The 26,904-nt window shown below is 59.5% G+C and carries 26 protein-coding genes and 2 pseudogenes; 17 read left to right on the forward strand and 11 right to left on the reverse strand.

Annotation, left to right across the window (positions count from 1 at the left end; all coding sequences use genetic code 11):
* Positions 1 to 4 precede the first annotated feature (4 nt).
* From RHP75_RS21175 to RHP75_RS04520, 7 genes and pseudogenes are all read left to right on the forward strand, one after another.
* Positions 5 to 472: pseudogene (locus RHP75_RS21175) on the forward strand (MCP four helix bundle domain-containing protein); the annotation flags it as partial.
* A gap of 117 nt (positions 473 to 589) precedes the next feature.
* Positions 590 to 1,490: pseudogene (locus tag RHP75_RS21180) on the forward strand (methyl-accepting chemotaxis protein); the annotation flags it as partial.
* A 149-nt stretch (positions 1,491 to 1,639) separates the two neighbouring features.
* Positions 1,640 to 2,173, forward strand: a complete 534-nt coding sequence (locus RHP75_RS04500) for a chemotaxis protein CheW (protein ID WP_311090631.1) — start codon at positions 1,640 to 1,642, stop codon at positions 2,171 to 2,173.
* Positions 2,174 to 2,200: 27 nt separating this feature from the next.
* Positions 2,201 to 3,022, forward strand: a complete 822-nt coding sequence (locus RHP75_RS04505) for a protein-glutamate O-methyltransferase CheR (protein ID WP_311090632.1) — start codon at positions 2,201 to 2,203, stop codon at positions 3,020 to 3,022.
* Positions 3,019 to 3,522 (forward strand): chemotaxis protein CheD, encoded by a 504-nt coding sequence (locus RHP75_RS04510; RefSeq protein WP_311090633.1) that lies wholly within the window; start codon positions 3,019 to 3,021, stop codon positions 3,520 to 3,522. The genes RHP75_RS04505 and RHP75_RS04510 overlap by 4 nt, the downstream gene beginning before the upstream one ends.
* Complete coding sequence (locus RHP75_RS04515) at positions 3,522 to 4,574, forward strand: chemotaxis response regulator protein-glutamate methylesterase (RefSeq protein ID WP_311090634.1); 1,053 nt, start codon at positions 3,522 to 3,524, stop codon at positions 4,572 to 4,574. The genes RHP75_RS04510 and RHP75_RS04515 overlap by 1 nt, the downstream gene beginning before the upstream one ends.
* A gap of 3 nt (positions 4,575 to 4,577) precedes the next feature.
* Positions 4,578 to 5,819: an EAL domain-containing response regulator gene (locus RHP75_RS04520; protein WP_311090635.1), complete on the forward strand. Its 1,242-nt coding sequence runs from the start codon at positions 4,578 to 4,580 to the stop codon at positions 5,817 to 5,819.
* A 43-nt stretch (positions 5,820 to 5,862) separates the two neighbouring features.
* On the opposite strand, the gene RHP75_RS04525 is transcribed toward RHP75_RS04520, so the two are convergent.
* The gene (locus RHP75_RS04525; protein WP_311090636.1) at positions 5,863 to 6,150 is read right to left on the reverse strand and encodes a hypothetical protein; all 288 of its coding nucleotides are present in this window, start codon (positions 6,148 to 6,150) and stop codon (positions 5,863 to 5,865) included.
* Positions 6,151 to 6,702: 552 nt separating this feature from the next.
* Between RHP75_RS04525 and putA the strand changes: the two genes are divergently transcribed.
* The gene (gene putA, locus RHP75_RS04530; RefSeq protein ID WP_311090637.1) at positions 6,703 to 10,644 is read left to right on the forward strand and encodes a trifunctional transcriptional regulator/proline dehydrogenase/L-glutamate gamma-semialdehyde dehydrogenase; all 3,942 of its coding nucleotides are present in this window, start codon (positions 6,703 to 6,705) and stop codon (positions 10,642 to 10,644) included.
* A 351-nt stretch (positions 10,645 to 10,995) separates the two neighbouring features.
* On the opposite strand, the gene RHP75_RS04535 is transcribed toward putA, so the two are convergent.
* The 5 genes from RHP75_RS04535 to RHP75_RS04555 all read right to left on the reverse strand — a co-directional run bounded on the left by RHP75_RS04535 (position 10,996) and on the right by RHP75_RS04555 (position 14,980).
* Positions 10,996 to 11,613, reverse strand: coding sequence for a DUF4157 domain-containing protein (locus tag RHP75_RS04535; RefSeq protein ID WP_311090638.1), 618 nt, complete (start codon positions 11,611 to 11,613; stop codon positions 10,996 to 10,998).
* Positions 11,614 to 11,749: 136 nt separating this feature from the next.
* On the reverse strand, positions 11,750 to 12,517 hold the full coding sequence (gene phnE, locus RHP75_RS04540) for a phosphonate ABC transporter, permease protein PhnE (RefSeq protein ID WP_311090639.1): 768 nt from the start codon (positions 12,515 to 12,517) through the stop codon (positions 11,750 to 11,752).
* The gene (locus RHP75_RS04545) at positions 12,514 to 13,341 is read right to left on the reverse strand and encodes an ABC transporter permease subunit (protein ID WP_311090640.1); all 828 of its coding nucleotides are present in this window, start codon (positions 13,339 to 13,341) and stop codon (positions 12,514 to 12,516) included. The genes phnE and RHP75_RS04545 overlap by 4 nt, the downstream gene beginning before the upstream one ends.
* Complete coding sequence (locus tag RHP75_RS04550; protein ID WP_311090641.1) at positions 13,335 to 14,132, reverse strand: ATP-binding cassette domain-containing protein; 798 nt, start codon at positions 14,130 to 14,132, stop codon at positions 13,335 to 13,337. Before RHP75_RS04550 ends, RHP75_RS04545 begins: the two co-directional genes overlap by 7 nt.
* The gene (locus RHP75_RS04555) at positions 14,129 to 14,980 is read right to left on the reverse strand and encodes a putative selenate ABC transporter substrate-binding protein (protein ID WP_311090642.1); all 852 of its coding nucleotides are present in this window, start codon (positions 14,978 to 14,980) and stop codon (positions 14,129 to 14,131) included. The genes RHP75_RS04550 and RHP75_RS04555 overlap by 4 nt, the downstream gene beginning before the upstream one ends.
* Positions 14,981 to 15,232: 252 nt before the next feature.
* Between RHP75_RS04555 and selD the strand changes: the two genes are divergently transcribed.
* Together selD and mnmH are read left to right on the forward strand one after the other, a co-directional pair.
* Positions 15,233 to 16,267, forward strand: a complete 1,035-nt coding sequence (gene selD / locus RHP75_RS04560; protein ID WP_311090643.1) for a selenide, water dikinase SelD — start codon at positions 15,233 to 15,235, stop codon at positions 16,265 to 16,267.
* The gene (gene mnmH / locus RHP75_RS04565; protein WP_311090644.1) at positions 16,267 to 17,373 is read left to right on the forward strand and encodes a tRNA 2-selenouridine(34) synthase MnmH; all 1,107 of its coding nucleotides are present in this window, start codon (positions 16,267 to 16,269) and stop codon (positions 17,371 to 17,373) included. Before selD ends, mnmH begins: the two co-directional genes overlap by 1 nt.
* Before the next feature lie 36 nt (positions 17,374 to 17,409).
* Here the strand turns inward: mnmH and RHP75_RS04570 are convergent, their stop codons facing one another.
* Positions 17,410 to 18,630 (reverse strand): MFS transporter, encoded by a 1,221-nt coding sequence (locus tag RHP75_RS04570; protein WP_311090645.1) that lies wholly within the window; start codon positions 18,628 to 18,630, stop codon positions 17,410 to 17,412.
* On the reverse strand, positions 18,630 to 19,256 hold the full coding sequence (wrbA, locus tag RHP75_RS04575; RefSeq protein ID WP_311091866.1) for an NAD(P)H:quinone oxidoreductase: 627 nt from the start codon (positions 19,254 to 19,256) through the stop codon (positions 18,630 to 18,632). The genes RHP75_RS04570 and wrbA overlap by 1 nt, the downstream gene beginning before the upstream one ends.
* Before the next feature lie 100 nt (positions 19,257 to 19,356).
* Between wrbA and RHP75_RS04580 the strand changes: the two genes are divergently transcribed.
* Positions 19,357 to 20,286, forward strand: coding sequence for a LysR family transcriptional regulator (locus RHP75_RS04580; RefSeq protein WP_311090646.1), 930 nt, complete (start codon positions 19,357 to 19,359; stop codon positions 20,284 to 20,286).
* A gap of 58 nt (positions 20,287 to 20,344) precedes the next feature.
* Here the strand turns inward: RHP75_RS04580 and sigJ are convergent, their stop codons facing one another.
* Entirely contained in the window at positions 20,345 to 21,238 is an 894-nt protein-coding gene (gene sigJ / locus RHP75_RS04585) for an RNA polymerase sigma factor SigJ (protein WP_311090647.1), read from the reverse strand.
* Between the two features lies 1 nt (position 21,239).
* On the reverse strand, positions 21,240 to 21,653 hold the full coding sequence (locus RHP75_RS04590) for a carboxymuconolactone decarboxylase family protein (protein WP_311090648.1): 414 nt from the start codon (positions 21,651 to 21,653) through the stop codon (positions 21,240 to 21,242).
* 207 nt (positions 21,654 to 21,860) lie between these two features.
* On the opposite strand from RHP75_RS04590, the gene RHP75_RS04595 reads away from it, so the two are divergent.
* The 6 genes from RHP75_RS04595 (at position 21,861) to RHP75_RS04620 (ending at position 26,233) form a co-directional block, all read left to right on the forward strand.
* Positions 21,861 to 22,514 carry a tyrosine-type recombinase/integrase gene (locus RHP75_RS04595; protein WP_311090649.1) on the forward strand — a complete coding sequence of 218 codons (654 nt, stop codon included), beginning with the start codon at positions 21,861 to 21,863 and terminating at the stop codon, positions 22,512 to 22,514.
* 47 nt (positions 22,515 to 22,561) lie between these two features.
* Complete coding sequence (locus RHP75_RS04600) at positions 22,562 to 22,927, forward strand: type II toxin-antitoxin system RelE/ParE family toxin (RefSeq protein WP_311090650.1); 366 nt, start codon at positions 22,562 to 22,564, stop codon at positions 22,925 to 22,927.
* Positions 22,920 to 23,252 carry an XRE family transcriptional regulator gene (locus RHP75_RS04605; RefSeq protein ID WP_311090651.1) on the forward strand — a complete coding sequence of 111 codons (333 nt, stop codon included), beginning with the start codon at positions 22,920 to 22,922 and terminating at the stop codon, positions 23,250 to 23,252. The genes RHP75_RS04600 and RHP75_RS04605 overlap by 8 nt, the downstream gene beginning before the upstream one ends.
* 569 nt (positions 23,253 to 23,821) lie before the next feature.
* Positions 23,822 to 24,553: a hypothetical protein gene (locus tag RHP75_RS04610; RefSeq protein ID WP_311090652.1), complete on the forward strand. Its 732-nt coding sequence runs from the start codon at positions 23,822 to 23,824 to the stop codon at positions 24,551 to 24,553.
* 83 nt (positions 24,554 to 24,636) lie between these two features.
* A complete protein-coding gene (locus tag RHP75_RS04615; protein ID WP_311090653.1) occupies positions 24,637 to 25,260 on the forward strand; it encodes a DUF4145 domain-containing protein in 624 nt (207 codons plus the stop codon).
* Positions 25,261 to 25,831: 571 nt separating this feature from the next.
* On the forward strand, positions 25,832 to 26,233 hold the full coding sequence (locus RHP75_RS04620) for a hypothetical protein (protein WP_311090654.1): 402 nt from the start codon (positions 25,832 to 25,834) through the stop codon (positions 26,231 to 26,233).
* Positions 26,234 to 26,307: 74 nt separating this feature from the next.
* On the opposite strand, the gene RHP75_RS04625 is transcribed toward RHP75_RS04620, so the two are convergent.
* On the reverse strand, positions 26,308 to 26,883 hold the full coding sequence (locus tag RHP75_RS04625; protein WP_311090655.1) for a hypothetical protein: 576 nt from the start codon (positions 26,881 to 26,883) through the stop codon (positions 26,308 to 26,310).
* Positions 26,884 to 26,904 lie beyond the last annotated feature (21 nt).

Raw genomic sequence — 26,904 nt, forward strand, 5'->3', positions numbered from 1 at the left:
CAAAATGACGGTGGCGACCCGCCTGCTCCTGCTCGCAGGGGTGCTTATCCTGTTTCTGCTGCTGATCGGCGTGCTGGGAATTTTCGGCATGCGCGAATCCAATGCCGGCATGGAAACGGTTTATAACGACCGGGTTGTACCGCTGCGTGATCTGAAAGTGATTTCCGACAACTACGCGGTCAGCATCGTCGATACCACGCATAAGGTTCGTATCGGTGCGCTCAGCTGGCAGGAAGCGCTGCGCAGCGTGAACAAGGCAGAAGAGTCTATTCAACAGAGCTGGACCAGTTTCACCTCGACCAAGTTGGTCGGTGAGGAGCAGGTGCTGGTCGATGAGCTGAAACCGTTGCTGAAAGAAGCCGACGAAGCCAATGCAAAGTTGCTGCGCATTCTTGAAGGGCGTGACCAGCTGGCCCTGGAGCAATTTATCAGCAACGAGCTGTACCAGAAGATCGACCCGGTCTCTGACCGCTTCGGTCAGCTGGTCGATGTGCAATTGACGGTGGCCAAGAGCGAATATGACCTGGCCCATGATCGTTACAACCTGGTATTTGCGGTTGCCGTTGCTTGCATCGTGCTGAGCCTGCTGCTGGCCGTGCTGTTGGGCGTGATGATTACCCGCAGTTTGTTGCGTCAGCTTGGCGGCGAGCCGTATGCCGCCATGGAGTCGCTGCAGCGCGTGGCGGCCGGTGATCTGACCGTGGATATCCGCCTGAAGGACGGCGACCAGAGCAGCATGCTCTACAGCCTGCAGCAGATGGTGCTCAAGCTGCGTTCGATCATGGGTGATGTACGCATGACGGCCGACTCGCTGGCCTCGGCCTCCGAGCAGGTGGCTGCCTCGGCCCAGGCGCTGAGCCAGAACGCCTCTGAGCAAGCTGCCAGCGTTGAAGAAACCAGTGCCTCGGTGGAAGAAATTGCCGCCACCGTGGCGCAGAACAGCGAGAACGCCAAGGTCACCGACGGTATGGCCAGCCAGTCCTCCAAGGATGCGGTGGAAGGCGGTGCGGCAGTGCGCGAGATGGTCAATGCGATGCGTCAGATTGCCGGCAAGATCGGCATCATTGATGACATTGCTTACCAGACCAACCTGCTGGCGCTTAACGCCGCGATTGAAGCAGCGCGCGCCGGTGACCATGGCAAAGGCTTTGCTGTGGTGGCCGCCGAAGTGCGCAAGCTGGCTGAACGCAGCCAGGTGGCCGCGCAGGAAATCGGCGCGGTGGCCAGCGACAGTGTGACCTTGGCCGAACGCGCCGGGCAGTTGCTGGAACAGATGGTGCCGTCGATTCGCAAAACGGCCGATCTGGTGCAGGAAATCTCCGCAGCCTCGCGTGAGCAGAACACCGGGCTGGAGCAGATCAACCTGGCGGTTGGTCAGCTGGCGCAGATCACTCAGGTCAATGCCTCGGCCTCTGAAGAGCTGTCCTCGACCTCGGAAGAAATGAGCGGTCAGGCCGTGCAGCTGCAGGAAATGATTCAGTTCTTCCAGCTGGCCGAAGTTGCCGCGCGGCAGATGCAGAACGCTCCGACGGGTAAAAGTCGGCCGGCGGCCATGAGCAAGCCGACCCAGCCGGTACGCCGTCATCTGCACGACGATCAGATTGATGAGTCGGCGTTTACCCGCTTCTAGGAGGCTGTCATGAGTACCTTGCCAGCCCATATTCAGGGCCGCTCTGCGGCCCCGGTGGAAACGCCGCTGACCCAGCAGTTTCTGACCCTGACCCTGGGCCAGGAACTCTTCGCCCTGCCGATTGAGCATATTCGCGAGATTATCGAGTTTGGCGGCCTGACAGAGATCCCACTGATGCCGAACTTCCTGCGCGGGGTGATCAATCTGCGCGGCGCGGTGGTGCCGGTGATCGATCTGGCGGTGCGTTTCGGTCGTGAGTGCACGCCGATTGCCAAACGCACCTGCATCGTCATCGTTGAAGTCGAGCAGGGCGACAGCATGCAACTGCTCGGCATCATCGTCGATGCGGTGAATGAAGTGCTGGCCGTGGAAGGTCATCAACTGGAAAGTCGCCCGGCTTTTGGTGCGCGAATTCGCGCGGATTTCATTGCCGGTATCCTCAAACACCACGAGCAGTTTGTGGTGGTGCTGGATATTCCTCAGGTGCTGTCACTCGATGAGCTCGCCGAGCTGGTGGGCGGCCTTGAACAGAGTGAAGGGTGAGGCGTTATGGCCGATGGTGGGTGGGCAATGAATGCAGGCACACAGGTTGCGCTGAGCGAGCCGGAGTTTCGTCAGCTGCAGGCATTGTTCTATGAGCGGGTCGGCATTCAGCTACCGCCGGTAAAGAAACCGCTGATCTGCGGGCGTCTGTCCAAGCGTCTGACGGCACTGGGATTGAACAGCTATCAGCGTTATTACCAGCACTTGATTTCGGCGCAAGGTACGGCGGAGCTGGAGATCGCGATTGATCTGATCACCACCCACGAAACCTATTTCTTTCGCGAGCCCAAGCATTTCGATTTCCTTCAGCAGAAGATTCTGCCGGCCTGTGCCGGTCAGGCGGATTTCCGTGCCTGGAGTGCGGCCAGCTCCACTGGTGAGGAGGCCTATACCCTGGCAATGCTGCTGCACGAGGCGCGCCCGCACTTGGGCTGGAGCGTGCTGGGCACCGATATCAGCCGTCAGGTGGTGCAGAGCGCCGAGCGCGGTCTGTACCTGATGGAGCGCGGCAGTAAGATTCCCGCGCACTATCTCAAACGCTACTGCCTCAAGGGCAAGGATCAGTACAAGGGTTACTTTCTGGTCGAGCGCGGGCTGCGTGAGCGGGTCGAGTTTCGTCAGGGCAATCTCAATTTGCCAGCGCCAGAGCTGGGGCTGTTCGAACTGATCATGCTGCGCAACGTGCTGATTTATTTTGATCAGGAAACCAAGCAGCGGGTGCTGAGCAACGTGGTGCAACGTCTTAAGCCCGGCGGCTGGTTGATGGTCGGGCACTCCGAGGCGTTGCATGACACCGGTTTGCCGATTGAAATGGTCGCATCGTCGATCTACCGCAAGGTGGCGGTATGAGCCGCAGTTGCTTTCTCAAACCCGGCGAGCTGTATTTCGGCGGCGGTGATGTGCGCGTGGAAACTCTGCTGGGACCATGCGTCTCCATCGTGCTGTGGTTTCCCGAGGCGGCCAAGGGGGGGATGTGTCATTTCCAGTTGCCCGGCCTGCGCCGCGTCAGCGAGCACGCGCGGGACCTGGATGGGCGTTACGGGGTGGATGCCTGGGTCTGGTTGAAGCAGCAGATGCGCGTGCATGCGCTGCGTCTGGAGCAGGCCCAGGTCAAGTTGTTTGGCGGTGCACGCAGTCTTAGCAAGCCAGGCTCCAATCTGCGCACCGATATTGGCGCGCAGAACATCGCCTTCGTCGAAAAACTGATGGCTGAGCTGGGCGTGCAGGTTGCCGGGCGTGACCTGGGCGGTGAGGGCTGCCGTTTTGTGCGCTTCGAGCTGGCCAGTGGTGAAGTCTGGGTGCGCCGTGGCGCGGCGTTGAGTATTGAACCGCTTGAGGCGCTGCAGTAATGGCTATCAAGGTGATGATTGTTGATGACTCGGCAGTGATGCGTGAGGTCATGCAGCAGCTGCTGGCGCCACACAAAGACATCGAAGTGGTCGGTGCGGCGATGGACCCGCTGCTGGCCTTGCAGAAGATGAAGACCGTGTGGCCGGACGTGATTCTGCTTGATGTGGAAATGCCGCGCATGGATGGCATCACTTTCCTGCGTCAGATCATGGCCACCCGACCCACCCCGGTGGTGATTTGCTCGACCCTGACCGAGAAGGGCGCGGACATTACCCTGCAGGCGCTGTCGGCCGGTGCGGTGGAGGTGATTACCAAGCCGACCATGGGGCTGCGTGATTTTCTCCAGGGCAGTGCCCAGGAGATGCTTGCCGCCATCCGCACCGCGGCAAAAGCCCGGGTACGTGGCGCAGCAGAGCCTACACTGGAAAAAAGCACGGTTGATGCCGTCGTCAGTGCGCCGAGTGCTGGGTTGCACAATCAGCGCACCAGTGAGCGAATTGTCGTGCTGGGTACCTCGACCGGCGGCACCCAGGCGTTGGAACAGGTGCTGAGCCAGCTGCCGCGCAGCGCGCCAGCGATTGCCATCGTTCAGCATATGCCGGAGAAGTTCACCCGCAGCTTTGCCGAACGCCTGGATTCGTTGTGTGCCATCGAAGTGCGCGAGGCGCAGAACGGCGATCGCCTGCTGCCGGGCCTGGCGCTGATTGCCCCAGGCGGCAAGCATATGTTGATCAAGCGCAGTGGTGGTCAGTATCAGGTTGAGGTCAAGGATGGTCCGCTGGTCAGTCGTCACCGTCCTTCCGTTGATGTTTTGTTCCGCTCGGCCGCCGTGCAGGCCGGGCGCAATGTGCTGGCTGTGATCATGACCGGCATGGGCGACGATGGTGCCCGCGGTTTGAAAGATTTGCATGAGGCGGGGGCCAAAACCTACGCCCAGGATGAAGCCAGTTGCGTGGTGTTCGGCATGCCGAAAGAAGCAATCAAATTGGGCGGTGTCGATCAGGTGGTCGCGCTGGATGACATCCCGAACGTACTGATGAGCTGGAGGTAGCCGGTGGAAGAAGCAGTCAACAGATTTCCCCAGCATGTGCTGGTGATTGATGACAGCGAGCTGCAGCGCCAGTTTACCGCTGAGCTGTGCAGTGAAATGGGCATTGAGGACATCCTCCAGGCGGTGGATGGTTTCGACGCGATCGCCCAGATGAAAACCAATCCGCAGATCCAGGTGATCGTGCTCGATCTGGAGATGCCCGGCATGGACGGCGTGCAGGTGCTGCACGAAATGGCCCGCCTGGAGCTGAATCATTCCGTGGTGGTGGCCAGTGCGCGCGAGAGTGTATTGCTCAATGTGGTCGAGAGCATGGGCCGCAGCCTGGGGTTGCACCTGCTGGGCGTGCTGCAAAAACCCATCAGCCATGAGCAGTTGGCCTCCAGTCTCAGCCGTTTTGCGGTTCAGGCTGTGCAGGCCGAACAGTTTGCCGCGCCTCGTGCACTCTGGCCGCAGTTGACTGAGGCGGATGTGCAACGGGCGCTGCGTGAGCATGAATTTGTTGCCTACTTTCAACCTAAGGTCAATCTGGCCAGTGGCCGCCTGAAAGGCGTGGAAGCGCTGGTGCGCTGGCAGCATCCCGTGCATGGACTGCTGGCGCCGGGGCTTTTCGTTGATCTGATCGAGCGCAGCCATTACATCTCGGAAATGACCCTGCAGATGCTCGACATGTCCCTGGCGCACTGTCGGCAGTGGCATGACGCCGGTCTGCCACTGAGTTTTTCCTTCAACGTGTCGGCGCGCTCACTGGCGGACTCCAAGCTGGCCGACGAGATCATCGCGCGGGTAGTCGCCAGTGGCATCGAGCCGCAGTACGTGATCCTGGAAATCACCGAAAGCGCGATCATGACCGATCTGAGCATTACCCTCGGCACCCTGGCGCGCCTGCGTCTGAAAGGCTTTGGCTTGTCGGTGGATGACTATGGCACCGGGTTTTCCTGCATGTTGCAGCTGTCGCGTGTGCCCTGCACCGAGCTGAAGGTTGACCGTGCCTTCGTCAATGGTGCCAGCGAAAGTCAGCATCTACGCATTCTGCTGGAAAGCGCCCTGGATATCGCCAGCAAGCTTGGCCTAGGCGTGGTCGCCGAGGGTGTGGAAACCCTGCAGGATTGGCAGCTGCTGCGTGATCTGGGTTGTGGCGAAGTGCAGGGCTACTTTGTCGCCAAGCCGATGCCGGGTGACGCGCTGCTGGCCTGGTGGCGCAGCAATGAGGCGCGCTTGCGTGGTCTGGTGATGGCGGCCTCGTAGCGCCGCGTGCTCTGCTGTTGGGGTGACGGCCAGACGGGCGTGGTTAACGTTCGTCTTCGGTTGTTTCCAGGCTCTGTAGCACCACCTGTTCCAGTGCGTTACTGGTCTCTGGCTGTGTGCCGGCCAATTGACCGAGCAGTTGCCATTGCTGATCCAGCTCGCTGTTGATCGCCAGCATGCGCTCGATCATCTTGTGTGCCGTGGCGTTCACAGCGTTGTCCTGGGTGTTGAGCAGTTCAAATGACATCGCGGTGATGGCGGCTGTCAGGTGAGTGAGGGTGCGCGTGGACAGGCTGAGTAGCTCAGTCAATTGCGCTTCCTTGGCAGTCATGGTCATCTCCTTATGAATCCCGCCCTGAGCTTAGCGCGACATTGTGTCGTCCGGCTATCCGCTCCATCGCCTGAGTCCTGCCGTTGGGCTCTGCTCTATCTGTTTATCGTTCAGGGCCCGGTTGCGCTGATTGTCTGTGCACTCCGTCGGCCACTGCGCGGACAGTAGCCTGTTGTGCTTTGCTCAGTTAAGGCGTGAATAACAGCCGTAGTGCAACCTGGCTTGCGTTTAGGTTGTACCTGTCGTCGGATGCTCTGCGGTTTTTTTAAACGGGCGTTTTTCTTGCGCGGCAGGTGTTTTTTGCTAGAGCCTTGCCAGTACTGGGTTTGCGTGAGGCTACAACCGAATTGTGGGCTGCTGAATGGCATGGATAACCTTGGTTTTGTTTGGTTGCACCTAGTTGCACCTTGCGCCTTGTGAGGTTTAATCTCTCGCCAGATTTTTTGTGCCCTGCTACCCATGGCGGCTACCCCTTCGGGGCCGTTGCGGGCGACGTCAGACATTGCTCCCGGCACTTATTTGCCGTGCTCCAGCTCATAACAGGACAAACCAATGGCCACCACTACCCTTGGCGTAAAGCTCGATGATGCAACCCGTGATCGCCTCAAGCAGGCTGCGCAGTCGATTGACCGCACGCCGCACTGGCTGATCAAGCAGGCGATCTTCAATTACCTGGAGCAGATCGAGGGTGGTCTGACCCCGGCCGAGCATTCTGGCCTGGCCGCTGTGGCGGGCGACGAAGTGGTGGAAAACCTGACTGAGCAAGGTTTGCAGGTGTTCCTCGATTTCGCCGAAAGCATCCTGCCGCAATCGGTGCTGCGTGCGGCGATTACTGGCGCTTATCGCCGTCCGGAAACCGAAGCGGTACCGATGCTGCTGGAGCAGGCGCGTCTGCCCAAGGACATGGCCGAGGCGAGCAACAAGCTGGCCATGGGCATTGCCGAGAAGCTGCGCAACCAGAAAAACGCCGGCGGCCGTCAGGGCCTGGTGCAGGGCTTGCTGCAGGAATTCTCGCTGTCCTCGCAGGAGGGTGTGGCGCTGATGTGCCTGGCCGAAGCGCTGCTGCGTATTCCGGACAAGGCCACCCGTGACGCGCTGATCCGCGACAAGATCAGCAACGGCAACTGGAGCCAGCACCTGGGCAACAGCCCATCGATGTTCGTCAACGCCGCCAGCTGGGGTCTGCTGATTACCGGCAAGCTGGTGGCCACGCACAACGAAGCCGGCCTGGTGACTTCGCTCAACCGCATTATCGGCAAGGGCGGCGAGCCGCTGATCCGCAAGGGCGTGGACATGTCCATGCGCCTGATGGGCGAGCAGTTCGTCACCGGTGAAACCATCGCCGAAGCCCTGGCCAACGCCACTAACATGGAAAGCAAAGGCTTCCGTTATTCCTATGACATGCTCGGTGAAGCCGCGCTGACCGATGAAGACGCCAAGCGCTACCTGGCGTCCTACGAGCAGGCCATCCATGCCATCGGCAAGGCCTCTCACGGCCGTGGCATCTATGAAGGCCCGGGCATCTCGATCAAGCTCTCCGCCCTGCACCCACGTTACAGCCGCGCCCAGTACGACCGGGTGATGGACGAGCTGTACCCGATCCTGCTGGGCCTGACCAAGCTGGCCAAGCAGTACGACATCGGCCTGAACATCGATGCCGAAGAAGCCGACCGCCTGGAGATCTCCCTCGATCTGCTGGAGCGCCTGTGCTTCGACCCGGCCCTGACCGGCTGGAACGGTATTGGCTTTGTGATTCAGGCTTACCAGAAGCGCTGCCCGTATGTGATCGACTACGTCATCGACCTGGCCAAGCGCAGCCGTCACCGCCTGATGATCCGCCTGGTTAAAGGCGCGTACTGGGACAGCGAGATCAAGCGCGCCCAGGTCGAAGGTCTGGAAGGCTACCCGGTGTATACCCGCAAGCCGTACACCGATATTTCCTACATCGCCTGCGCCCGTAAACTGCTGGCCGTGCCGGAAGCCATCTACCCGCAGTTCGCCACCCACAACGCCCACTCGCTGTCGGCCATTTATCAACTGGCCGGGCAGAACTACTACCCCGGCCAGTATGAGTTCCAGTGCCTGCACGGCATGGGCGAGCCGCTGTACGAGCAGGTGGTGGGCAAGGTTGCCGATGGCAAGCTGAACCGTCCGTGCCGTATCTACGCCCCGGTGGGCAGCCATGAAACCCTGTTGGCTTACCTGGTGCGTCGCCTGCTGGAAAACGGTGCGAACACTTCGTTCGTCAACCGCATTGCCGACCACAGCATCTCGATCAAGGAACTGGTACTCGACCCGGTACAGCAGGTCGAGCAGATGGCCACGCAGGAAGGCGGCCTTGGCCTGCCACACCCACGCATTGCCCTGCCGCGTGCGCTGTATGGCGACGCCCGCTTGAACTCCGAAGGCATCGACCTGGCTAACGAACACCGCCTCGGTTCGCTGTCCTCGGCGCTGCTGAGCAGCACCAACACCGTCTATAAAGCCATGCCGCTGCTCGGTTGCGAAACGCCTGAGCTGAGCGACGCGCAGCCGGTACGCAACCCGGCGGACCACCGCGACATCGTCGGCCATGTGCATGAAACCAGCGAGCAGGATGTGCGCAACGCCGTGCTCTGCGCCGTGTCCAGCGGGCAGATCTGGCAATCGACCCTGCCGGCCGAACGTGCCGCCGTACTCGATCGCGCCGCCGACCAGATGGAAGCGGAAATGCAGCAGCTGATGGGCTTGCTGGTGCGTGAATCCGGCAAGACCTTCGCCAACGCCATTGCTGAAGTGCGCGAGGCGGTGGACTTCCTGCGCTATTACGCGGCGCAGGCACGTAATCACTTCAGCAATGACAGCCACCGCCCGCTGGGCCCGGTGGTGTGCATCAGCCCGTGGAACTTCCCGCTGGCGATTTTCAGCGGTCAGGTCGCCGCCGCTTTGGCTGCCGGTAACACCGTGCTGGCCAAGCCGGCCGAACAAACTCCGCTGATCGCCGCGCAGGCTGTGCGCATTCTGCTGGATGCCGGTGTACCGAGCGGCGCCGTGCAACTGCTGCCGGGCCGTGGCGAAACCGTCGGTGCTGGCCTGATCGGCAACGAGCGGGTGCGTGGTGTGATGTTTACCGGTTCCACCGAAGTGGCCGGGATCATTCAACGCAACCTCGCCGGTCGCCTGGATGCCCAGGGCCGCACCATTCCGCTGATCGCCGAAACCGGCGGCCTCAACAGTATGATCGTCGACTCCTCGGCGTTGACCGAGCAGGTGGTGGTCGATGTGGTGGCCTCGGCCTTCGACAGCGCCGGCCAGCGCTGCTCGGCCCTGCGCGTGCTGTGTGTGCAGGAAGACGTGGCGGATCGAGTGATCAACATGCTCAAGGGCGCCATGGCCGAATACAGCCTGGGTAACCCGGAGCGCCTGAGCACCGACATCGGCCCGGTGATCGACGCGGAAGCCAAGGGCAATATCGACCAGCACATCGAGAAGATGCGCGAGAAAGGCCGCAAGGTATTCCAGACCGCCCGCGCCGTGGGTGACGACATCAAGCGCGGCACCTTTGTGCTGCCAACCCTGATCGAGCTGGACAGCTTCGACGAGATGCAGCGCGAGATCTTCGGCCCGGTACTGCACGTAGTGCGCTACCAGCGTGCTGATCTGGGCAAGTTGCTGCAGCAGATCAACGACAGCGGTTACGGCCTGACCCTCGGTGTGCACACGCGCATCGACGAAACCATCGCCCAGGTGGTCAATACCGCCAAGGTCGGCAACCTGTATGTGAACCGCAACATGGTTGGCGCTGTAGTCGGCGTGCAGCCGTTCGGCGGCGAAGGCCTGTCCGGCACCGGCCCGAAAGCCGGTGGCCCGCTTTATATGTATCGCCTGCTGGCGACCCGTCCGCAGGACGCAGTGGCCAAGCAGTTGCAGCAGGAAAATGGCGAAATCCAGCGTCCGGCCGAGCAGGGCAAAGTCATTCAGGCGCTGCAGGCGTGGGCGGCCAAGCATGAGCCAAGCCTGAGCGCACTAAGCGCGCAGTATGTCGAGCTGGCGCAGAGCGGCGCCGTGCAGATGCTCAACGGCCCAACCGGTGAGCGCAACAGCTACAGCTTGCTGCCGCGTGAGCATGTGCTGTGTCTGGCGGATGAGCGCAGTGACCTGCTGGTGCAGTTGGCAGCGGCTCTGGCCGTGGGTTGCCAGGTGCTGTGGCAGGAAGGCGAGCTGACCCGCGAGCTGTTTGCCGCATTGCCCAAGGCCGTGCAGCAACGCATCACCGTGCTTAGCCAGTGGAGCGAGAGCGAAACGGTGTTCGACGCCATCATTCATCACGGTGACTCTGATCAGCTGCGCGAAGTCTGCCAACTGGCGGCTCAGCGTCCTGGCGCGATTATCGGTGTGCATGGCCTGCACAAAGGCGAGACGGATATCCCGCTGGAGCGTCTGCTGATTGAGCACGCGTTGAGCATTAACACCGCCGCAGCGGGCGGCAACGCCAGCCTGATGACCATCGGTTAACAGGTTCTACGAGCATCCCACCCTGACCGGTTCGCCGGCCGGGGTGGTTGGCAACACCGGCTCCACCTCCAGGCACCTTGCCCAGGTGTCTGATGCTGCACTGCAGCGCCCGTCGTACATCCGGCAACGGAGGGTTACCCACCCGGTGCGACGCGTTTCTTCCCCTCTGGCATTTCGATGCGCTGCGCTCGCCTACCCGGCGGCGCAGGAACGGAGCTACCCGCTCCGTTCCACATCGGCCACCTGCGCGTATCCCTTAGGCAGCCATTGGCTGATTGCTTGGCCATGGCCAGTGTGCGGCTTTATTGTGGGCGTGGCTGCCCGATGCTGAATCGTTTTGAGAGCGCTGCTCTAGCGCTGTTTGGTGTTGCTAATCAGCTGATTGCGCAGGGCGCGTTCGACCTCAATCTGCAGCTTGTAAGCAGGCGCTTCGATGGCGTTGTGGTCGCGGGTGTAGCGCCGGGCGAATTCGCGCACGCCCCATTGCTGGTATTGCTGCACATGCAGCAGTTCGTGGGCCCAGAGCGCGACATTGTCCTGCGCGTCCGCGGCATTGCGGAAGACGATGATGTCGATCAGCGTCACCGCCTGCACATCAGGGTTCTGCAGCAGGGTATTGGCGGCGCTAAGGGTTTCGTTGTCACCCACCTTGTAGCGCGCCGCATCGAGTACATCGATGCCGTAGTAGGGCTCCAACTGGGCGCGGATATGCAGAGGGATCGGATGGGTGCCGCTGGCAGCCACCGTCTCGCGTGATTGCAGCAGCCATTGCTCCAGGCCAGAGGCGGCCATCTGGCTGACGTCCTCGTACAGCACCCCGATATCCGCTTGGCTGAACGGCGCACAGAAGCACACCACTGTGCAGACCTGCTGCTGTCCACTCGGGCAGGCCAGCACTGAGGCGGCCAGGCCGAGCCCGCCAAGCAGGGCCGTCAGGCGAAAGGTGCGATGTGAGAAAACAGAAGGCAAGGACAGCTCCCGAAACAATAATGACCGGCCCGTGCCGCCTGAGCGGTGCCGCGCCGGGTTGGACAGCGGTGACCAGCTTTGGTGCCGAGTAGGGCGGGTGAAACCCGCGTGGCGCGCACCGCCGGTTTCACCCGCCCTACGCCCGTACCCAGCGCTGCCGCGTCCAGCCGCTCAGCGCGTCGACGCCGAATACCAGCACCAGCATGGCAATGATCACCGTGCTGGCCTGCGCCTCCTGAAACAGGCTAAGGCTGACATAGAGCATCTGCCCTAGGCCGCCGGCGCCGACGAAGCCCAGCACGCTGGCCATGCGGATATTGTTTTCCCAGCGATACAGGCAGTAGGCCAACAGCTGTGGCCACAGGTTGGGCAGGGTGCCGTAGCAGAACGCCGCGACCTGGCTACCGCCCTGCAGGCGAATCGCCTCGGCCGGTGCGGTCGGGGTGTTTTCCAGCGCCTCGGCAAACAGCCGGCCGAGCACCCCGGCGGTGTGCAGGGCCAGGGCCAGGGTGCCGGCATTTGGGCCAAGGCCTGCGGCCAGCACCATCAGCGCGGCCCACACCAGTTCGGGAATCGCACGCAGAGCATTCAGCAGCAAACGCGCGGCGCTCTGCAGCGGCCAGCCAAAGCGCCCGGCCGCCGGCAAGGCTAGCAGCAGGCCGAATACCGCGGCGAGCAAGGTGCCGAGGGCCGACATGGCCAGGGTTTCCATTGCGCCATGGCTGATGGCCGACAGGTGCTCGGCGCTCAGGTCCGGGCTGAGAAAGCGCTGCACGTAGCCAGCCATCTGGCCCAGGCTGTCGCCGCTGATCAGTGCACCCAGGTCGATACCCAGGTAAACGAACGAAGCGATTACCGCTGCGCCGATGCCGAGCAGCAGTAACAGGTTGATCAGCCGGCTCATGCCAGCCTCCTGCGCAGCACACGGCTGAGTTGATCGGCCAGCAGCACCAGCAACAGAAAGGTCAGCAGCATGCTGGCCACTTCACCGCCGGCGAACATACGCATCGACAGGTCGATCTGCTGGCCCAGGCCGCCGGCGCCGACAAAGCCCATCACCACCGAAGCGCGAATCGCACATTCCCAGCGGTACACCGTGTAGGAGGTCAGCTCCGCCGCGGCATTCGGCAGAATACCGTAGACAAAGGCCGACAGACGGCCGCTGCCTGCTTGTAGCAGGGCGTGGGCCGGGCGCTGGTCGACCGACTCGAAGATTTCCGCATAGACCTTGCCGAGCATGCCGCTGTAAGTGATGGCGATGGCCAACACCCCGGCGGTGGGGCCGAGGCCGACCGCGCGGACGAACAGCAGCGCCCAGACGATTTCTGGCACGCTGCGCAGGAAGATCAGCAGGCCGCGTACCGGCCAGCGCAGTAACTGCGCCAGGGGTTTGGGTCGACCACCACGGGACGCAGCCGACAGCGACAGCGCGCGGCTGGCCAGCAGGCTGGCTGGAATCGCCAGCAGCAGGGCCAGGGCCATGCCGGCGGTGGCGATGGCCAGGGTCTGCAGGGTGGCGTCGAGCAGTAACTGCAAAAAGTCCGCGTCATGGGTCGGCGGCCAGAAGGCGGCGACGAAACGGCCCATCTCGCTCTGGCTGTCGGCTTGCAGCAACACGCCCAGGTCCAGCTCGCTGAGCTGAATACCCGGCCACAGCAGGGCCAGCGCCAGCAGGGTGAGCAGCAGGCGGGGCAGGGCGGCCGGGTCGCGGGTGTCGCGGCTTAGCATCGCGGGATCTGCAGGCTCAGGGTCACGCTTGGCGTTGGCGGCGAGAGCAGCTGTTCGTTGGCATACAGCGCGTCGAGCTGCGCCTGGTCGACTTCGCCGGCAGGACGGTCGAAGAGAATCTGTCCGTCACGCAAGCCGATAATGCGCGGGAAGTGCGCCAGGGCCAGTTCCACCGCATGCAGGCTGGCGACCAGGGTGACGCCATGCTGTTCAGCATGCCGACACAATACGTTGAGGGTGTGCTCGGCCAGCACCGGGTCCATGGCCGATACTGGCTCATCGGCCAGCAGCAGTTCCGGCGCCTGGTACAGCACGCGGGCGATGCCGACGCGCTGCAACTGACCACCGGAAAGCTGCTGGCACTGGGCGAACAGCTTGTCGGCCAGGTCCAGCTTGGCCAGCTCACGGCGAGCGCCGGGGATATCCAGCGGATGCAGCAGATTCAGCAGGCTCTTGCCCAGGCCCCATTGGCCGAGCTTGCCGGCCAGCACTGCAGTGATCACCCGTTGCCGTGCCGGCAGGGGCGGCGCCTGATGCACCAGGCCAATGCGCGCACGCAGGCGTTGGCGCTGGTGGCTGGACAGTTGCCACGGCTGCTCGCCGAGCACCTGAATCTCGCCGCCACTCGGTTGCAGGGCAGTGGCCAGCAGGTTGAGCAGGCTCGACTTGCCCGCCCCGGACGGGCCAATGATGGCGACCTGCTCGCCGGCGGCGATATGCAAGTCCACGCCGCGCAGGGCGTGGACTTCGTTGCCGTGGCTGAGGCTGGCGCCGCAGAGGCGCAGGGTCATTTCAGCAGGTCAGCGGCACGCGCAGCGTCCTCGATGCCCTTGTAGTTCTCAGGCGAGGTTTCGATAAAGCGGCTGGCGGCCTGCAGGTCGAGGATCGCCTTGTGCTCCGGGTTGGCTGGGTCGAGGGCGAGGAAGGCGGCTTTGATCTTCTCGGCCAGGGCCGGGTCGAGGGTGCCACGCACGGTCCAGTTGTAGTCGTAGTACGTCGGGGTGGTGGCGAACACCTTGACCTTGTTGCTATCGACCTTGCCGCTGGCGACCAGTTTGTCCCACACGCTGGCGTTGAGCACGCCACCGTCGACCTTGCCGGCCTGCACCCAGGCGGCGGTGGCGTCATGCGCACCGGAGTAGCCGACGCGGCTGAAGTGGGTTTCCGGCTTGATGCCGTCCTGCAGCATGAAATAGCGCGGCATCAGGCTACCGGAGGTCGACGATACCGAACCGAAGGCAAAGGTCTTGCCCTTGAGGTCGGCCAGGGAGGTCACGTCCGGATTGCCGGTGATGAACTTGCTGGTGAACTGCGCATCCTGCTCGCGCTGTACCAGCGGAATGGCGTTGCCGGTCTTCAGGCGCACCTGCACGAAGGTGAAACCGCCGAGCCAGGCCAAGTCCAGGCGGTCGGTGGCCAATGCTTCGACTACGGCCGGGTAGTCGGCGACCGGGGTGAATTCGACTTTCATGCCCAGTTGCTGCTCCAGGTAGGCGCCCAGTGGTTTGAATTTGCGCAGCAGTTCGGTCGGCGCTTCGTCCGGAATGGCGCTGACGCGCAGGGTTTCGGCGGCTTGGGTCAGGCTGGCAGATAGGGAAAAGGCAAAGCCGGCGGCGAGCGCCAGGGTACGTTTGAGCATGAAGATTCTCCGGTTCAATAGCGGAAAAAATCGAAATGGCAGGCACAGCAGATGCGCGGGCCTGCGCGTAGTCAGGGTAGTCGACGTGGCGCGATTATAGGGGCCACTGCGCTAAAGGCCAGCTTTGCCGGCTACAGGACAATAAGACCATGTCAGCAGCGCCGGTTACTGGCTTAGCTGCTTGTCTTGCCTGGATTTTTCAACTGCCTGTTAGAATCCGCGCCTGTTTCCGATTTGCCGAGAGCCTGACCGATGAGCGAGCCGATCCGTTTGACCCAGTACAGCCACGGGGCCGGCTGCGGCTGCAAGATTTCGCCAAAAGTGCTGGAGGTGATCCTCGCCGGCAGCGGCGCGCAGAACCTCGACCCCAAGCTGTGGGTCGGCAATGCCTCGCGTGATGATGCAGCGGTGTATGCCCTGGATGACGAGCGTGGGGTGGTGTCGACTACCGACTTCTTTATGCCAATCGTCGATGACCCGTACGACTTCGGCCGCATCGCCGCCACCAATGCGATCAGCGACATCTACGCCATGGGTGGCGACCCGCTGATGGCCATCGCCATTCTCGGCTGGCCGGTCAACCTGCTGCCGCCGGAAGTGGCTCGCGAAGTGATTCGCGGCGGCCGCGCGGTGTGTGATGAAGCGGGCATTCCGTTGGCCGGTGGCCACTCGATCGACGCGCCGGAGCCGATCTTCGGCCTGGCCGTCACCGGTGTGGTGCTCAAGCGCCATATGAAACGCAACGACAGCGCCACAGCCGGCTGCCAGTTGTACCTGAGTAAGCCGCTGGGTATCGGCATCCTCACCACCGCCGAGAAGAAGGCCAAGCTGCGGCCTGAGGACGTTGGCCTGGCGCGCGACTGGATGTGCACCCTGAACAAGCCCGGTTCGCGGTTTGGCAAGTTGGCCGGGGTTGCTGCGATGACGGATGTGACCGGCTTCGGCCTGCTTGGCCACCTGGTGGAGATGGCTGACGGTGCCAACCTCACCGCGCAGCTCGACTACGACGCCGTGCCGCGCCTGCCGGGGGTCGACTACTACCTGGCCGAGGGCTGCGTGCCGGGCGGCACCCTGCGCAACTTCGACAGCTATGGCGAGAAGATCGCGCCTATTACCCAAGAGCAGCAGAATCTGCTGTGCGATCCGCAGACCAGCGGCGGCTTGCTGATCGCCGTAACGCCTGAAGGCGAAGCCGAGTTTCTTGCCGTGGCCGCCGAGCTGGGCCTGAGCCTGGCGCCCATCGGCCGTCTGCTTGAGCGACAGCGCTACGCGGTAGAGGTGCTGTGATGCGCGACAACACCGCCGACTACCGCGACATCTTCCTCAATGATCTGCCGATGATGGACGCCCGTGCCCCGGTCGAGTTCAGCAAGGGTGCCTTCCCCGGCGTGCTCAACCTGCCGCTGATGGATGACAGCGAGCGCCAGCGCGTTGGCACCTGCTACAAGCAGCATGGCCAGGACGCCGCCATCGCGCTCGGCCATCAACTGGTCAGCGGTCAGGTCAAAGCCGAGCGGGTCGCGGCTTGGGCGGCGTTTGCCAAGGCCAATCCGCACGGCTATTTGTACTGCTTTCGCGGTGGCCTGCGCTCGCAGATCACCCAGCAATGGCTGGCCGAAGCCGGTATCGACTACCCACGGGTGATCGGCGGCTACAAGGCGATGCGCACCTTTTTGCTGGACACCACCCAGCATGCGGTGGATGAGTGCGATTTCGTGATCCTCGGCGGGCTGACCGGCACCGGTAAAACCGACGTGCTGGTGCAGTTGGACAACAGCCTGGACCTGGAAGGCCACGCCAACCACCGTGGCTCCAGCTTCGGCAAACGCGCCAGCGGCCAGCCGGCGCAGATCGACTTCGAAAACCGCCTGGCCATCGATCTGCTCAAGCAGCGCGCCCGTGGCACCGAGCAGTTTGTGCTGGAAGACGAAGGGCGCATGGTCGGCAGTTGTACCGTGCCGCTGGCGCTGTACCAGGGCATGCAGCAGTACCCGCTGGTGTGGCTGGAAGATGCCTTCGAGGACCGCGTCGAGCGCATCCTGCGTGATTACGTGGTCAATCTGTGCGCCGAATTTATCGCCCTGCACGGTGAGGAAGAGGGCTTTCGACTCTACGCCGAGCGCCTGCTGCAAAGCCTTAGCAATATCCAGAAGCGCCTGGGCGGTGAGCGTTACCAGCGCTTGCTAGCCATCATGCAGACGGCGCTGGATGAACAGCGCAGCGGGGCGGTTGCGCTGCACCGCGACTGGATTGCCGGATTGCTGCGCGAGTATTACGACCCGATGTACGCCTACCAGCGCGAGAGCAAAGCGGCGCGCATCGAGTTTTCCGGTGACCAGGCGGCGGTTATCGCCTACCTGACTGAGCGCAAGGCCAATCGTCAGACAGGTTGAGCTCGACCTCCAGCGGCCTGGCATATGAGTGCGGTGTTAGGTTTGCGCCGTTTCCTCGACGCCCTGCAGTGCTGGCTGTGGCGTACGGCCGAGTGTGATGGCGCCAGCCACAGCAAGCAGTGCCGCACCCGCAACCAGGAAGGCCGCCGAACTCCAGCCATACGCCTGGATCGCGCTGCCGATGGCGATGGGGCCGATAACCTGGCCCAGGTTGTTGCCTTGAATAATCAGCCCCAGGACAACCGGCACAAGGCTCGCCAGCGGCATTGCAGTTGGCGCGGCAGACAGCAGTGTGGCGGGAATCAGTCCGCCAACAGCCGAGAAGATCACGCAGAGGATAAAGGTGGTCGTATCGGGAAACAGCGGTAGGAAGATGCCGATGCTGGTGATGCCCATGGCCAGACTGGCGCCGGCGAGTAGCGTAGTCCTTGCTGTGCCGCGCGACAGGAGAACGCCTGCGGCAAGGTTGCCGAGGATATTCGCAACGGTCGCCAATGCGCTCAACAAACCGGCGCTGCTGTGCGTTACCTCCATACGCTGCATCAGCAGCACGGGTAGAAAGCTGAACAGCGCGAAGAACATCAGGCTATAGAGCGCGAACATTGCGGCGAGCATGGCGGGCTCCCGGGTTGTGCAAACGTCGATTGCCTGCGCCTTCAGTCCGTGCCATGACCAGGCTTGCCGCTCAGCGGTGCTCGGTATAAGCAGTGACACCAAAAGGCAAACCACCAACGCCAACCCACAGCTGGTCCACCAAACTGTCCGCCAACTCTCGAACAGTGGCCCGGTGAGCATGGCAACGGCCATGCCCAGCGGCATAAAGCAACTCCACAAAGCGAAGGCGAAGTCGCGATCACCGCGCTCGCTCACCTGAGTCAGAATTGACGGTGCGGCGACTGTAATTAGCAGAAAACCTGCACCCTCAATGATTCGCGACAGCAGAAGCGTCGGCAGATCCGTGGCCACGGCACCGCATGCTGCTCCAAGGGCTGTCGTAAGCAGGCCGAGGAGCAGAACACGTTGACTACCAACGCTGGCGATGAACGCCCCGGCCGGTATCCCGCCGATCAGCCCCAGCACGGCGAAAACCCCAGTCAGCCAACCAATGTCGGCAAGGCTAATACCCAAGTCCGTCTGTAGCATGGGCGCGGCGATGACTGCTTTGCCTACCTGCAGTGCTGCCACGACGCCGGCACTGACGAGCAAAAATACGCTGGCCCAGCGGGTCGTCGCGAGTCTTTGTGTTGTGCTGGTCATCACGCAGCCTCTTGCTTGCGTCCAGCAGCCAGCGCGATGGCTATGTCGGCGACATGCCGGCCCTGGAAGCGCGCGCCATCGAGTTCATTGGCACTGGGTTGACGATCACCGCCATCACCGTCATCGGCCAGGGTCGATGCACCATAGGGTGTACCGCCGGTAATCTGATCCATCCGCAGCTGGCCTTTGAAGCTGTAAGGCAGGCCGACCACGAGCATGCCGAGGTGAAACAGCACGGTGTGGGTGGATTGGAGCGTGGTTTCCTGTCCGCCATGTTGGCTGCCGGTGGAGGTGAAAGCGCTGCCCACTTTGCCCACCAGCTGGTCTTCAGCCCACAGCCTGCCGGTCTGGTCGAGGAAGTTCTTCATCTGCGCCGCCATGTTCCCGTAACGGGTCGGCGTGCCGATGATGATCGCGTCGTAGTCGGCAAGCTCGGCGGGAGTGGCGAGCGGGGCCTTTTGCTCGACCTTGTAACCCGACTTTCTGGCTGCCGTTTCCGGCACGAGTTCAGGCACGCGTTTGATATTTACCGTCGCACCCGCCAGTCGCGCGCCTTCTGCGACTGCAGCCGCCATGGTTTCGATGTGGCCATAGGATGAGTAATAGAGCACCAGTAACTTGATCATTTTTGCCTCACTTGGTTTTTGTTGGTGGGCTAAGCGTGCTTCGTTTAACTGCTCTGCATAAGTGATATAAATTGCATCAAGTCGATCATCTGGAGTGATCATGTTAGACGCGCTTACCCTCGATCAGATGCGTACCTTCGTCACGGTTGCCGACAGCGGCAGTTTCCGCGCGGCGGCTAACAAGCTGTATCGGGTGCAGTCCGGAGTGAGTGTCGCCATCGGCAATCTGGAGGCGCAGCTCGGCGTGCTGTTGTTTGACCGCTCAGGGCATCGGCCGGTGTTGACGCCCGAGGGCAAGGTGCTGCTCAGCAATGCGCGGGATATTCTGCTGCGCGTCGATGCGTTGCGGGCCAAGGCGCGTGGGCTTGGCGATGGCCTGGAGCTCGAATTACCGATCTGCGTCGACACGCTCTTTCCCATCCACGAAGTGGGGCTGGCGATCGCCCAGGTGCGGGCGACTTACCCTTCGGTCACATTTCGCGTAGCGGTTGAGCCTCTCGGTGGCCCGCAGCTGGCGCTTAAAGAAAAGCGCTGCACCCTCGCCATCATGGTCGGCGAAGACTTCCGTGATCCGCGCATCACCTTCGAGGCACTGTGTTCGGTTGCCCAGGTAGCAGTGGTTGCTGCTGAGCATCCGCTGGCCAGGCAGGGCATCAGCCACACCAGTGGCGTTATGGAGTTTGCCGATCATCTGCAAATTGTCCTTTCCGACCCGTCTAAGGTTTCCGAGGGTCGCGATTTTGGTGTGGTATCGCCGCAAACCTGCCGCGTCAGTACCCAGGATGCCAAGCATGGGCTGATCCTGGCGGGTGTCGGTTGGGGACGATTGCCACTGTGGTTGGTGAAGCGCGATCTGGATGAGGGCCGCCTCGTTCGGCTCAGCACGAATTTGCTGGGGCGTAACGGTGAACTCGAATCCGAGGTGTATCTCGCGCACCGGCTCGATGAGCCCTTGGGCCCTGCCGCTCGGCAGTTTGCCGAAGCCTTGTTCTCTCTCAAAACGAGCAACGGCCCTGTGCCAACCACTTAGCTCTGCTGAGCCACGCAAGCAGTGACTCCTGCTGCAGAAACATGCTCAATGCACTCGCTTATTGCAGAAGAGTTTCCGGCTCGACAAGGCGGGCAAGCTTATCGGGATTGCGCATGATGAAGATGCCGGACAGATAGCCGTGCACATCAAAGCCGAAGCTAACCGAAGCCGTAATGCGTCCATCCTCGAACAAAAGAACACCGCGCATCCCGTTGAGTTCGCTTGCACGCCATTCATAGGTTTTCCAGAAACCTCTGAGTTGGCCGGCGATAAACTCGAGCACGCTCGACTTGCCAGAAAGTGGCTCTAGCAGAGTGACCGCTTTGCCGCCGCCGTCGGCTTTGAGTTGAATGTCTTCGGCCATTAGCGCCGCGAGGTGTGCCGTCGCCCCTGTGGTGATCGCTGTCTGAAACGCGTCGAGCAAGGTTTCCTGCCGCTCCAGTGTCACCATATTTCGGGCATCGCGCCTGCCGACATTGAGCCGTGCGCGTGAAACCAGCTTGCGGCAGGCTGCCTCTTGTATGCCCAAAGCAGCGGCAACCTGTGCATAGGGTTGCTCGAAAATATCGTGCAGCAGATAGGCGGCACGCTCTTTGGGCGCAAGGCGTTCGAGCAGAAGCAAGAACGCCATGGAAAGCGATGAAGACAGATCCGAGGCGTTTTGCGCTGTGTCGTCGCTGCGGAACTGGATCGGCTCCGGTAGCCACGCGCCAACATAGTCGACCCTGGCGTGTCGAGCCGCCCGCAACAGGTCGATGCAGCGGCGCGTGCATGTGGACGTTAGCCAGGCCGCTGGGTTATTGATCGTGTGTCTGTCAGCCTGGCTCCATTTGACAAAGGTATCCTGCACCGCGTCCTCGGCTTCGGCCAGCGAACCCAGAATGCGATAGGCGAGGCCGGTCAGTTGCGCCCTCCGACTCTCAAATAGATTGATGGTGTGGCCTTTGCTCATGTCAGTGCGCCGAAATCTGGATACGGTTCCACAGATTGATCATCGCAATTGTCGCCGTCAGTGCGCTGATTTCTGCCTGGCTGAAATGCGTCTGCAGCTCTGAGCGCAGCGGCGCATAGTCGGTTTTGCGCTCAAGCTGTGTCAGTGCTTCGGTCCAGGCCAGCGCCGCGCGCTCCTTCGCCGAGAAATCGCTGCTTTGCTGCCAAACCACCAGGCGGTCGAGGCGGTCGTTGGTTTCGCCATCGGCGCGCGCTTCATGGCTGTGCATTTTCACGCAATAGGCGCAGGCGTTGAGCTGCGACGCGCGCAACTGCACGAGATGGTGCAGCTGCCGCTCAAGGCCGTGGGTGTCGATAGCAGCATGGACGTTTTCCAGTGCGGTAAAAACATCGGGAATGGCTTTGTAGTGATTCATGGTCGTACTCATCTCTGATCCTCACAGGGTGCGTTTACCTATATGACGATCAGGCCACGCGCTATGTGACGTGAGTGCCTCTCAGGGATGGTTTAGCCGGTCTGCCAATCCGCTGGGGGAACATCCCTCAACCCGGTAGCTGCAAAGCTCGATGTTTCGGTCTATGCCTATGATCGGCGCGTTGAGGCTACGTGTCGGGCCAAGGTCGTGGATAACCCGAGCTGGTCACCCAAGACCCTAAACAATGAGCTGGGGTATCTGCGTTCGGTCTACAACGAACTGCGCGGACTGGGTGTCATCACCTACGCCAACCCGTTGGCCCTGGGGAAGCCATTGAAGATCCAAGAACGGGAGTTGTCCTGGCTGACTGCTGAGCAAATCAGCGAACTGTTACAGGTCATCCGTGATCGCTGCGACAACCCACACGTCGAGATCATCACGCTTATTTGTCTGGCTACCGGTGCTCGATGGTCAGAAGCCGAAAAGCTCAAGCCGACCGGACTACGTAATGGGGTGATCACGTTCAGCGGAACCAAAAGCGGGAAAGTACGTTCTGTGCCGATTACTGCAGATCTGGAAGCCAAGATCCGCCAACACTGGAAACAGCATGGCCAACCAAACGCGGCCATTACCTCGTTCCGCCGTGCCTTGGCCAAGACGACTATCCAGCTACCGAAAGGTCAAGCCGCTCACGGCCTCCGGCATACCTTCGCGAGCCACTTCATACAGAACGGCGGCAACATCCTTACCCTGCAGAAGATCCTGGGTCACTCCAGCTTGGCCATGACCATGCGCTATGCGCACTTGGCGCCGGATCATCTGCAGGATGCATTACGCTTCGGGCCGCTCTCGTCGCTATAAACAAATATTCCATTGATGGAATATTCCTTTGAGGCTATATTTTCGACATGACTTGGGATATCGAATACACCGACGAGTTCGGTGACTGGTGGGAAAGCCTATCTGCTGATGAGCAAGAATCTGTTGCTGTCTCAGTCCGGCTCCTGGAAGAACGAGGCCCGACACTCGGGTTTCCGCATAGCAGCGGAATCAATGGCTCACGCCATGGCCATATGCGGGAGCTGAGAACACAGCACGAAGGTCGACCATACAGAACCCTGTACGCGTTTGACCCCAGGCGGTCGGCTATTTTGCTGATCGGTGGCGACAAGACTGGCGATGGTCGTTGGTATGAAATCAACGTTCCGCTGTCCGACCGTCTATATGACGAACATCTGGAACAGCTTCGAAAGGAGGGCTTGATAGATGGCTAAGAAATTTGCAGAGCTACGCGCAAAGATGGCTCCTGAGACTCAGGCCAGAGTAGAGGCCAAAGCCCAAGAGCTGCTTGCAGAAATGCCACTCAATGAACTGCGCCAGGCGCGTGGTCTTTCACAAAAGGTGCTGGCCGAGGTGCTGCATGTACAGCAGCCATCCATAGCCAAAATGGAAAGGCGTACTGACATGTACATTTCCACCTTGCGCAGTCATATCGAAGCCATGGGCGGTCAACTGGATGTCATTGCTCGTTTTCCTGATGGCTCAGTGAAAATCAGCAATTTTTCAGACCTCGAAAGCGACCTTCTCCAGCAGGCTTAAATTCGACACCCAAAGAAAAAAACCTGACTTTCTCTAGGAAAATCAGGGGTTTATTTGGTGGGCCGGGGGGATTTGAACCCATTCCAAACACCACGCAATACGCCGCTGTAGTCCGCTAAACCAAGTAGATCAGAGGGTTGCGAATTGCGCTATCCCGCATTGGTCGGCTTTGCCTTGCTGTGACTGTGACACTTTTGGGACGCCCTCATTTGCGCCGAGGAAAATCGAACCCTCTGTTTCTACCTCCGCTAAGCCTTGCTATTACTGGGCTCTAGCTAACCCACACCCTCTTTGATCCGCTTTTCTTCGCTCTGATTTCGACACTTTTCGATACGCCAGCTAGACAGGCTTGAGGCCGAGCAGTAGCGTCTAGCCATCACCGCACCTTGGCTGAACTAGACCGTGGGCCTTTCATATCGCTTTTTCCCCTACCTGAGTTGCGTTTCTCATTCGTGCATCTTTGCAAAACAAGGGATTACAACATGACAACGGACGTTATCAGACGCCTCAAGGTGTGTTATGCGACAGCAATGTCTTCTAATTAATAGTTATACCTAAAGAGAGAATCGATGCGTCTAATAATCCCCTGCATGCAGTGCCTACAAGAATTTGGTCGGCCATCTGGAGAGTTTGCACGCGTCGAATTTAAAGATGACGGCTGTTATGAAGTCACTTGCTCTTTTGGCCATGCAACCGTAACAGTCCTTCAGCAGCATAAATTTGAAGTTCTATTTGACATTGGCGCTCACGCAATATTGGACGGATATTATCGCGAGGCTGTCTCATCATTTACATCTAGTCTTGAGCGCTTTTACGAATTTGCAATTCGAATTTTTCTTGAAAAAACCACCGAATCTGACGCGTTATTTCAATCCGTTTGGAAATCTGTCTCCAGTCAATCAGAGCGTCAACTTGGTGCCTTCATATTTCTCTGGGCAACTCATTTCAAAGAAGCAGCATCCCTTCTCCCCCAAGGCATGATCACCTTCAGAAATGAAGTTATCCACAAAGGAAAAATTCCATCTAGAGATGAAGCCATAAAATATGGGAACTCTGTCTTGGAAGTTCTCAGGCCAAAATTGAAAGCCCTCCAGAAAAACTTTCCCGATCAAGTTGGAAACTCGGTGTTTCGCCAAATTCGAGGCAGCGCAGAAAAAGCTAGCAACCAAATTCAAGTAGCTACAATGTGTGCTGCAACAATCATAAGCCTCAGCAACGGCGAACCAAGTCACCATGAAAAAAGTCTTGAGGAACATCTAATTTCATTGAATGAATCGCGAAAACTGTTTGGTTCAGTTTAGGTATAACAACTGGTTCAAACCGTTCGCTTCGCTCACTGGGACGGGCTAAAGCCCTCCCCTTAACAAAACGTTAGGGTTTACACATGAAATTGTTCTGCCATTGCTGCGGCAGCCATAAAAACCACATCGTGATAGCCGAAAAGATCGTTAAGTCAAATCCTGGCTGTGAAGATCTTTGGGGCGAAAATCATTACTTTGCTCAATGCGCAGGCTGTGACGCTTTCACTTATGCAATATCGAGTTGGAGCGAATGGGACTGGAACCCTCGTACTGGAGAAATGGATCTAACGTGGAAAACCTATCCTAGGTCATCTACCGAGCGACAACCAATGGACAACATTGATGACCTGCCAAAGAAAATTCGCGCAATTTATCTTGAAATAATTGGCTCAATGAATGCCCAGCTTCCCATACTTGCAGCAATTGGTTTAAGAGCGCTAATCGAAGCAGTATGCAAAGAGCGCGGAATTACAGCGCCAAACCTTGAAAAATTAATTGATGGCTTAGCTACTAATGGCATCCTTTCACAAGCCCAAGCATCAATTCTTCACGGACACAGATTTCTAGGAAATACAGCGGCACACGAAATTGTCTCTCCAAACCCTAAAGAGCTAATTGCCGCCGTAGAAATTGCAGAAACGGTCATGCGAACAATATATGTTTTACCAGAGCTATCGAAGCAAATTACTACCGGGAAAAAAACCTAACAACAGGTTCAAACCCTTCGCTTCGCTCGCTGGGACGGGATAAAGCCCGCCCCTTAACCAAGCGTTAGGCTACAAATAACTACCGGAGGCACCCAGTGACAACTCAAACTATTTACTGCAGCAAATGCCGCGACGCCAATGGTCATCTTATTGCACGCGGGAAAGTCGGCTCCGAGATATTCAGGCGTGTAAGAGTCACTGGTCGCAATAAGAACGGCTCATATCAGTGCGTATGCGAGTGCGGCCATACTTGGTCGTCGAAGTCCAAAGAAGCAGCCACCATTTACCAACAAGCTGCATGCTAGCAGCCTAACAACCGGTTCAAGCCGTTCGCTACGCTCACTGGGACGGGCTAAAGCCCTGCCCTTAACCAGACGTTATAAGGGAAATCATGCCTCTAGACCTCCCCCCCTGTGATAGTTGGGCTTGTATAAATAGTTTTTCTTCCTGGGTTTCCGTCATATTGACGCTGGCAATATCCGGGTCATCATTAACCATTTCCATCCTGGCTTATCGCTATGCGAGGAGAAAGGATAGCCATTGCGCAAAAGTCTACTTAGAGACAGGGTTCATGATGCCTCCGGGCCGTGGCTCTATTGAATTCATGAGCGCGACAGTTACGAACATTGGATTCCGCACGCTTCTTTTGAATGGGTATTCCTGGGAGTATAAGGAGCTCCTTGGGAAACCGATGCAGTTGATTTCATCTTTTACGAATACGGTTCAAAATCAATTTTCAGATAAATTGCCAAAAGAGCTAAAAGAGGGACAGCAAGCTGTTTTTTATATGCAGCGTGATATTTTCGTAGGAGATAATGGCCTTCTAGTCAGCCTAAGTCCTCTGCAAGCTTGGTATCTTATCTCGTCTTTAAAAATAACAGCAAAATTCTCAACTTATCGACACACTGAGCGTGTGCCAAAGAAGATTAGAAAAATGATTTGGCAGCAATACAAACATGTGCGTAAAGGTTAAAGCTAGGCGCTCAATTAGACGCAATAAGCCAGCGCCTTTTTCCGCTATTTAACTTAGCGTTACAGCCCTGCTCACTAATTTCTATGCTGCAACCCCACACGAGACTTACAGTTTCTTTGCTCAACGCTTCCATTAGGGCGGCTTCCGCATACCCAGTCTTTTTGCTTTAGTTCTTCTTTGATCACAGTCACCCGCATTTTTGCGGCGGGTTTTTCTGGCTCGATTGGTTGATAGGTTTCTTCGAAGGCCAGCACATTATCTGCGCCTCGCGGTTTGTAGTTCAGGTCATTGAACACTGTTTGTTTGGTGGCGGTGTTTTCGCTTGTAGGCAGTTCCGCTTGCGGTTGAGACATTGCGTCTCGCCTTGCCTGCTCTTCGACCACTTTGCTCCAATCCGTTTCGGGCTCTGCTCGACGGATCTCGGCAACTGGTAGTGGTTTTGGCTGTTGCTTACTTTCTGCCAGGTTCTTTACGGTGCTCTGCAGGAACGCTTGGCTAGCTAGGTAAAGTGCGCCGACGGTGATAACGGTGCCGATCAGGCCCGGTATCACCACACCCAGGTTGCCGCTCTTGCGGCTGCTGCTCCTGATCCATTCGGGGGCGTCATGCCTGTCAGCCTTCATCCTTTTCTCTCCCTGTCCTTCGGGCATACCAGCGCCTAGTCACTTCCT

It is taken from the genome of Pseudomonas sp. SG20056 (assembly GCF_031764535.1).
In the GTDB taxonomy this organism is placed as follows: domain Bacteria; phylum Pseudomonadota; class Gammaproteobacteria; order Pseudomonadales; family Pseudomonadaceae; genus Aquipseudomonas.

Coding starts and splice junctions, on each gene's coding strand:
- RHP75_RS04510 (WP_311090633.1), top strand. CDS start 3,019: ATGAGCCGCAGTTGCTTTCTCAAACCCGGCGAGCTGTATTTCGGCGGC.
- RHP75_RS04620 (WP_311090654.1), top strand. CDS start 25,832: ATGATGCCTCCGGGCCGTGGCTCTATTGAATTCATGAGCGCGACAGTT.
- RHP75_RS04570 (WP_311090645.1), bottom strand. CDS start 18,630: ATGACCAGCACAACACAAAGACTCGCGACGACCCGCTGGGCCAGCGTA.
- RHP75_RS04610 (WP_311090652.1), top strand. CDS start 23,822: ATGCGTCTAATAATCCCCTGCATGCAGTGCCTACAAGAATTTGGTCGG.
- RHP75_RS04515 (WP_311090634.1), top strand. CDS start 3,522: ATGGCTATCAAGGTGATGATTGTTGATGACTCGGCAGTGATGCGTGAG.
- RHP75_RS04505 (WP_311090632.1), top strand. CDS start 2,201: ATGAATGCAGGCACACAGGTTGCGCTGAGCGAGCCGGAGTTTCGTCAG.
- RHP75_RS04625 (WP_311090655.1), bottom strand. CDS start 26,883: ATGCCCGAAGGACAGGGAGAGAAAAGGATGAAGGCTGACAGGCATGAC.
- putA (WP_311090637.1), top strand. CDS start 6,703: ATGGCCACCACTACCCTTGGCGTAAAGCTCGATGATGCAACCCGTGAT.
- RHP75_RS04550 (WP_311090641.1), bottom strand. CDS start 14,132: ATGACCCTGCGCCTCTGCGGCGCCAGCCTCAGCCACGGCAACGAAGTC.
- RHP75_RS04615 (WP_311090653.1), top strand. CDS start 24,637: ATGAAATTGTTCTGCCATTGCTGCGGCAGCCATAAAAACCACATCGTG.
- sigJ (WP_311090647.1), bottom strand. CDS start 21,238: ATGAGCAAAGGCCACACCATCAATCTATTTGAGAGTCGGAGGGCGCAA.
- RHP75_RS04600 (WP_311090650.1), top strand. CDS start 22,562: ATGACTTGGGATATCGAATACACCGACGAGTTCGGTGACTGGTGGGAA.
- RHP75_RS04545 (WP_311090640.1), bottom strand. CDS start 13,341: ATGCTAAGCCGCGACACCCGCGACCCGGCCGCCCTGCCCCGCCTGCTG.
- wrbA (WP_311091866.1), bottom strand. CDS start 19,256: ATGATCAAGTTACTGGTGCTCTATTACTCATCCTATGGCCACATCGAA.
- RHP75_RS04605 (WP_311090651.1), top strand. CDS start 22,920: ATGGCTAAGAAATTTGCAGAGCTACGCGCAAAGATGGCTCCTGAGACT.
- RHP75_RS04500 (WP_311090631.1), top strand. CDS start 1,640: ATGAGTACCTTGCCAGCCCATATTCAGGGCCGCTCTGCGGCCCCGGTG.
- mnmH (WP_311090644.1), top strand. CDS start 16,267: ATGCGCGACAACACCGCCGACTACCGCGACATCTTCCTCAATGATCTG.
- RHP75_RS04555 (WP_311090642.1), bottom strand. CDS start 14,980: ATGCTCAAACGTACCCTGGCGCTCGCCGCCGGCTTTGCCTTTTCCCTA.
- selD (WP_311090643.1), top strand. CDS start 15,233: ATGAGCGAGCCGATCCGTTTGACCCAGTACAGCCACGGGGCCGGCTGC.
- RHP75_RS04590 (WP_311090648.1), bottom strand. CDS start 21,653: ATGAATCACTACAAAGCCATTCCCGATGTTTTTACCGCACTGGAAAAC.
- RHP75_RS04525 (WP_311090636.1), bottom strand. CDS start 6,150: ATGACTGCCAAGGAAGCGCAATTGACTGAGCTACTCAGCCTGTCCACG.
- phnE (WP_311090639.1), bottom strand. CDS start 12,517: ATGAGCCGGCTGATCAACCTGTTACTGCTGCTCGGCATCGGCGCAGCG.
- RHP75_RS04580 (WP_311090646.1), top strand. CDS start 19,357: ATGTTAGACGCGCTTACCCTCGATCAGATGCGTACCTTCGTCACGGTT.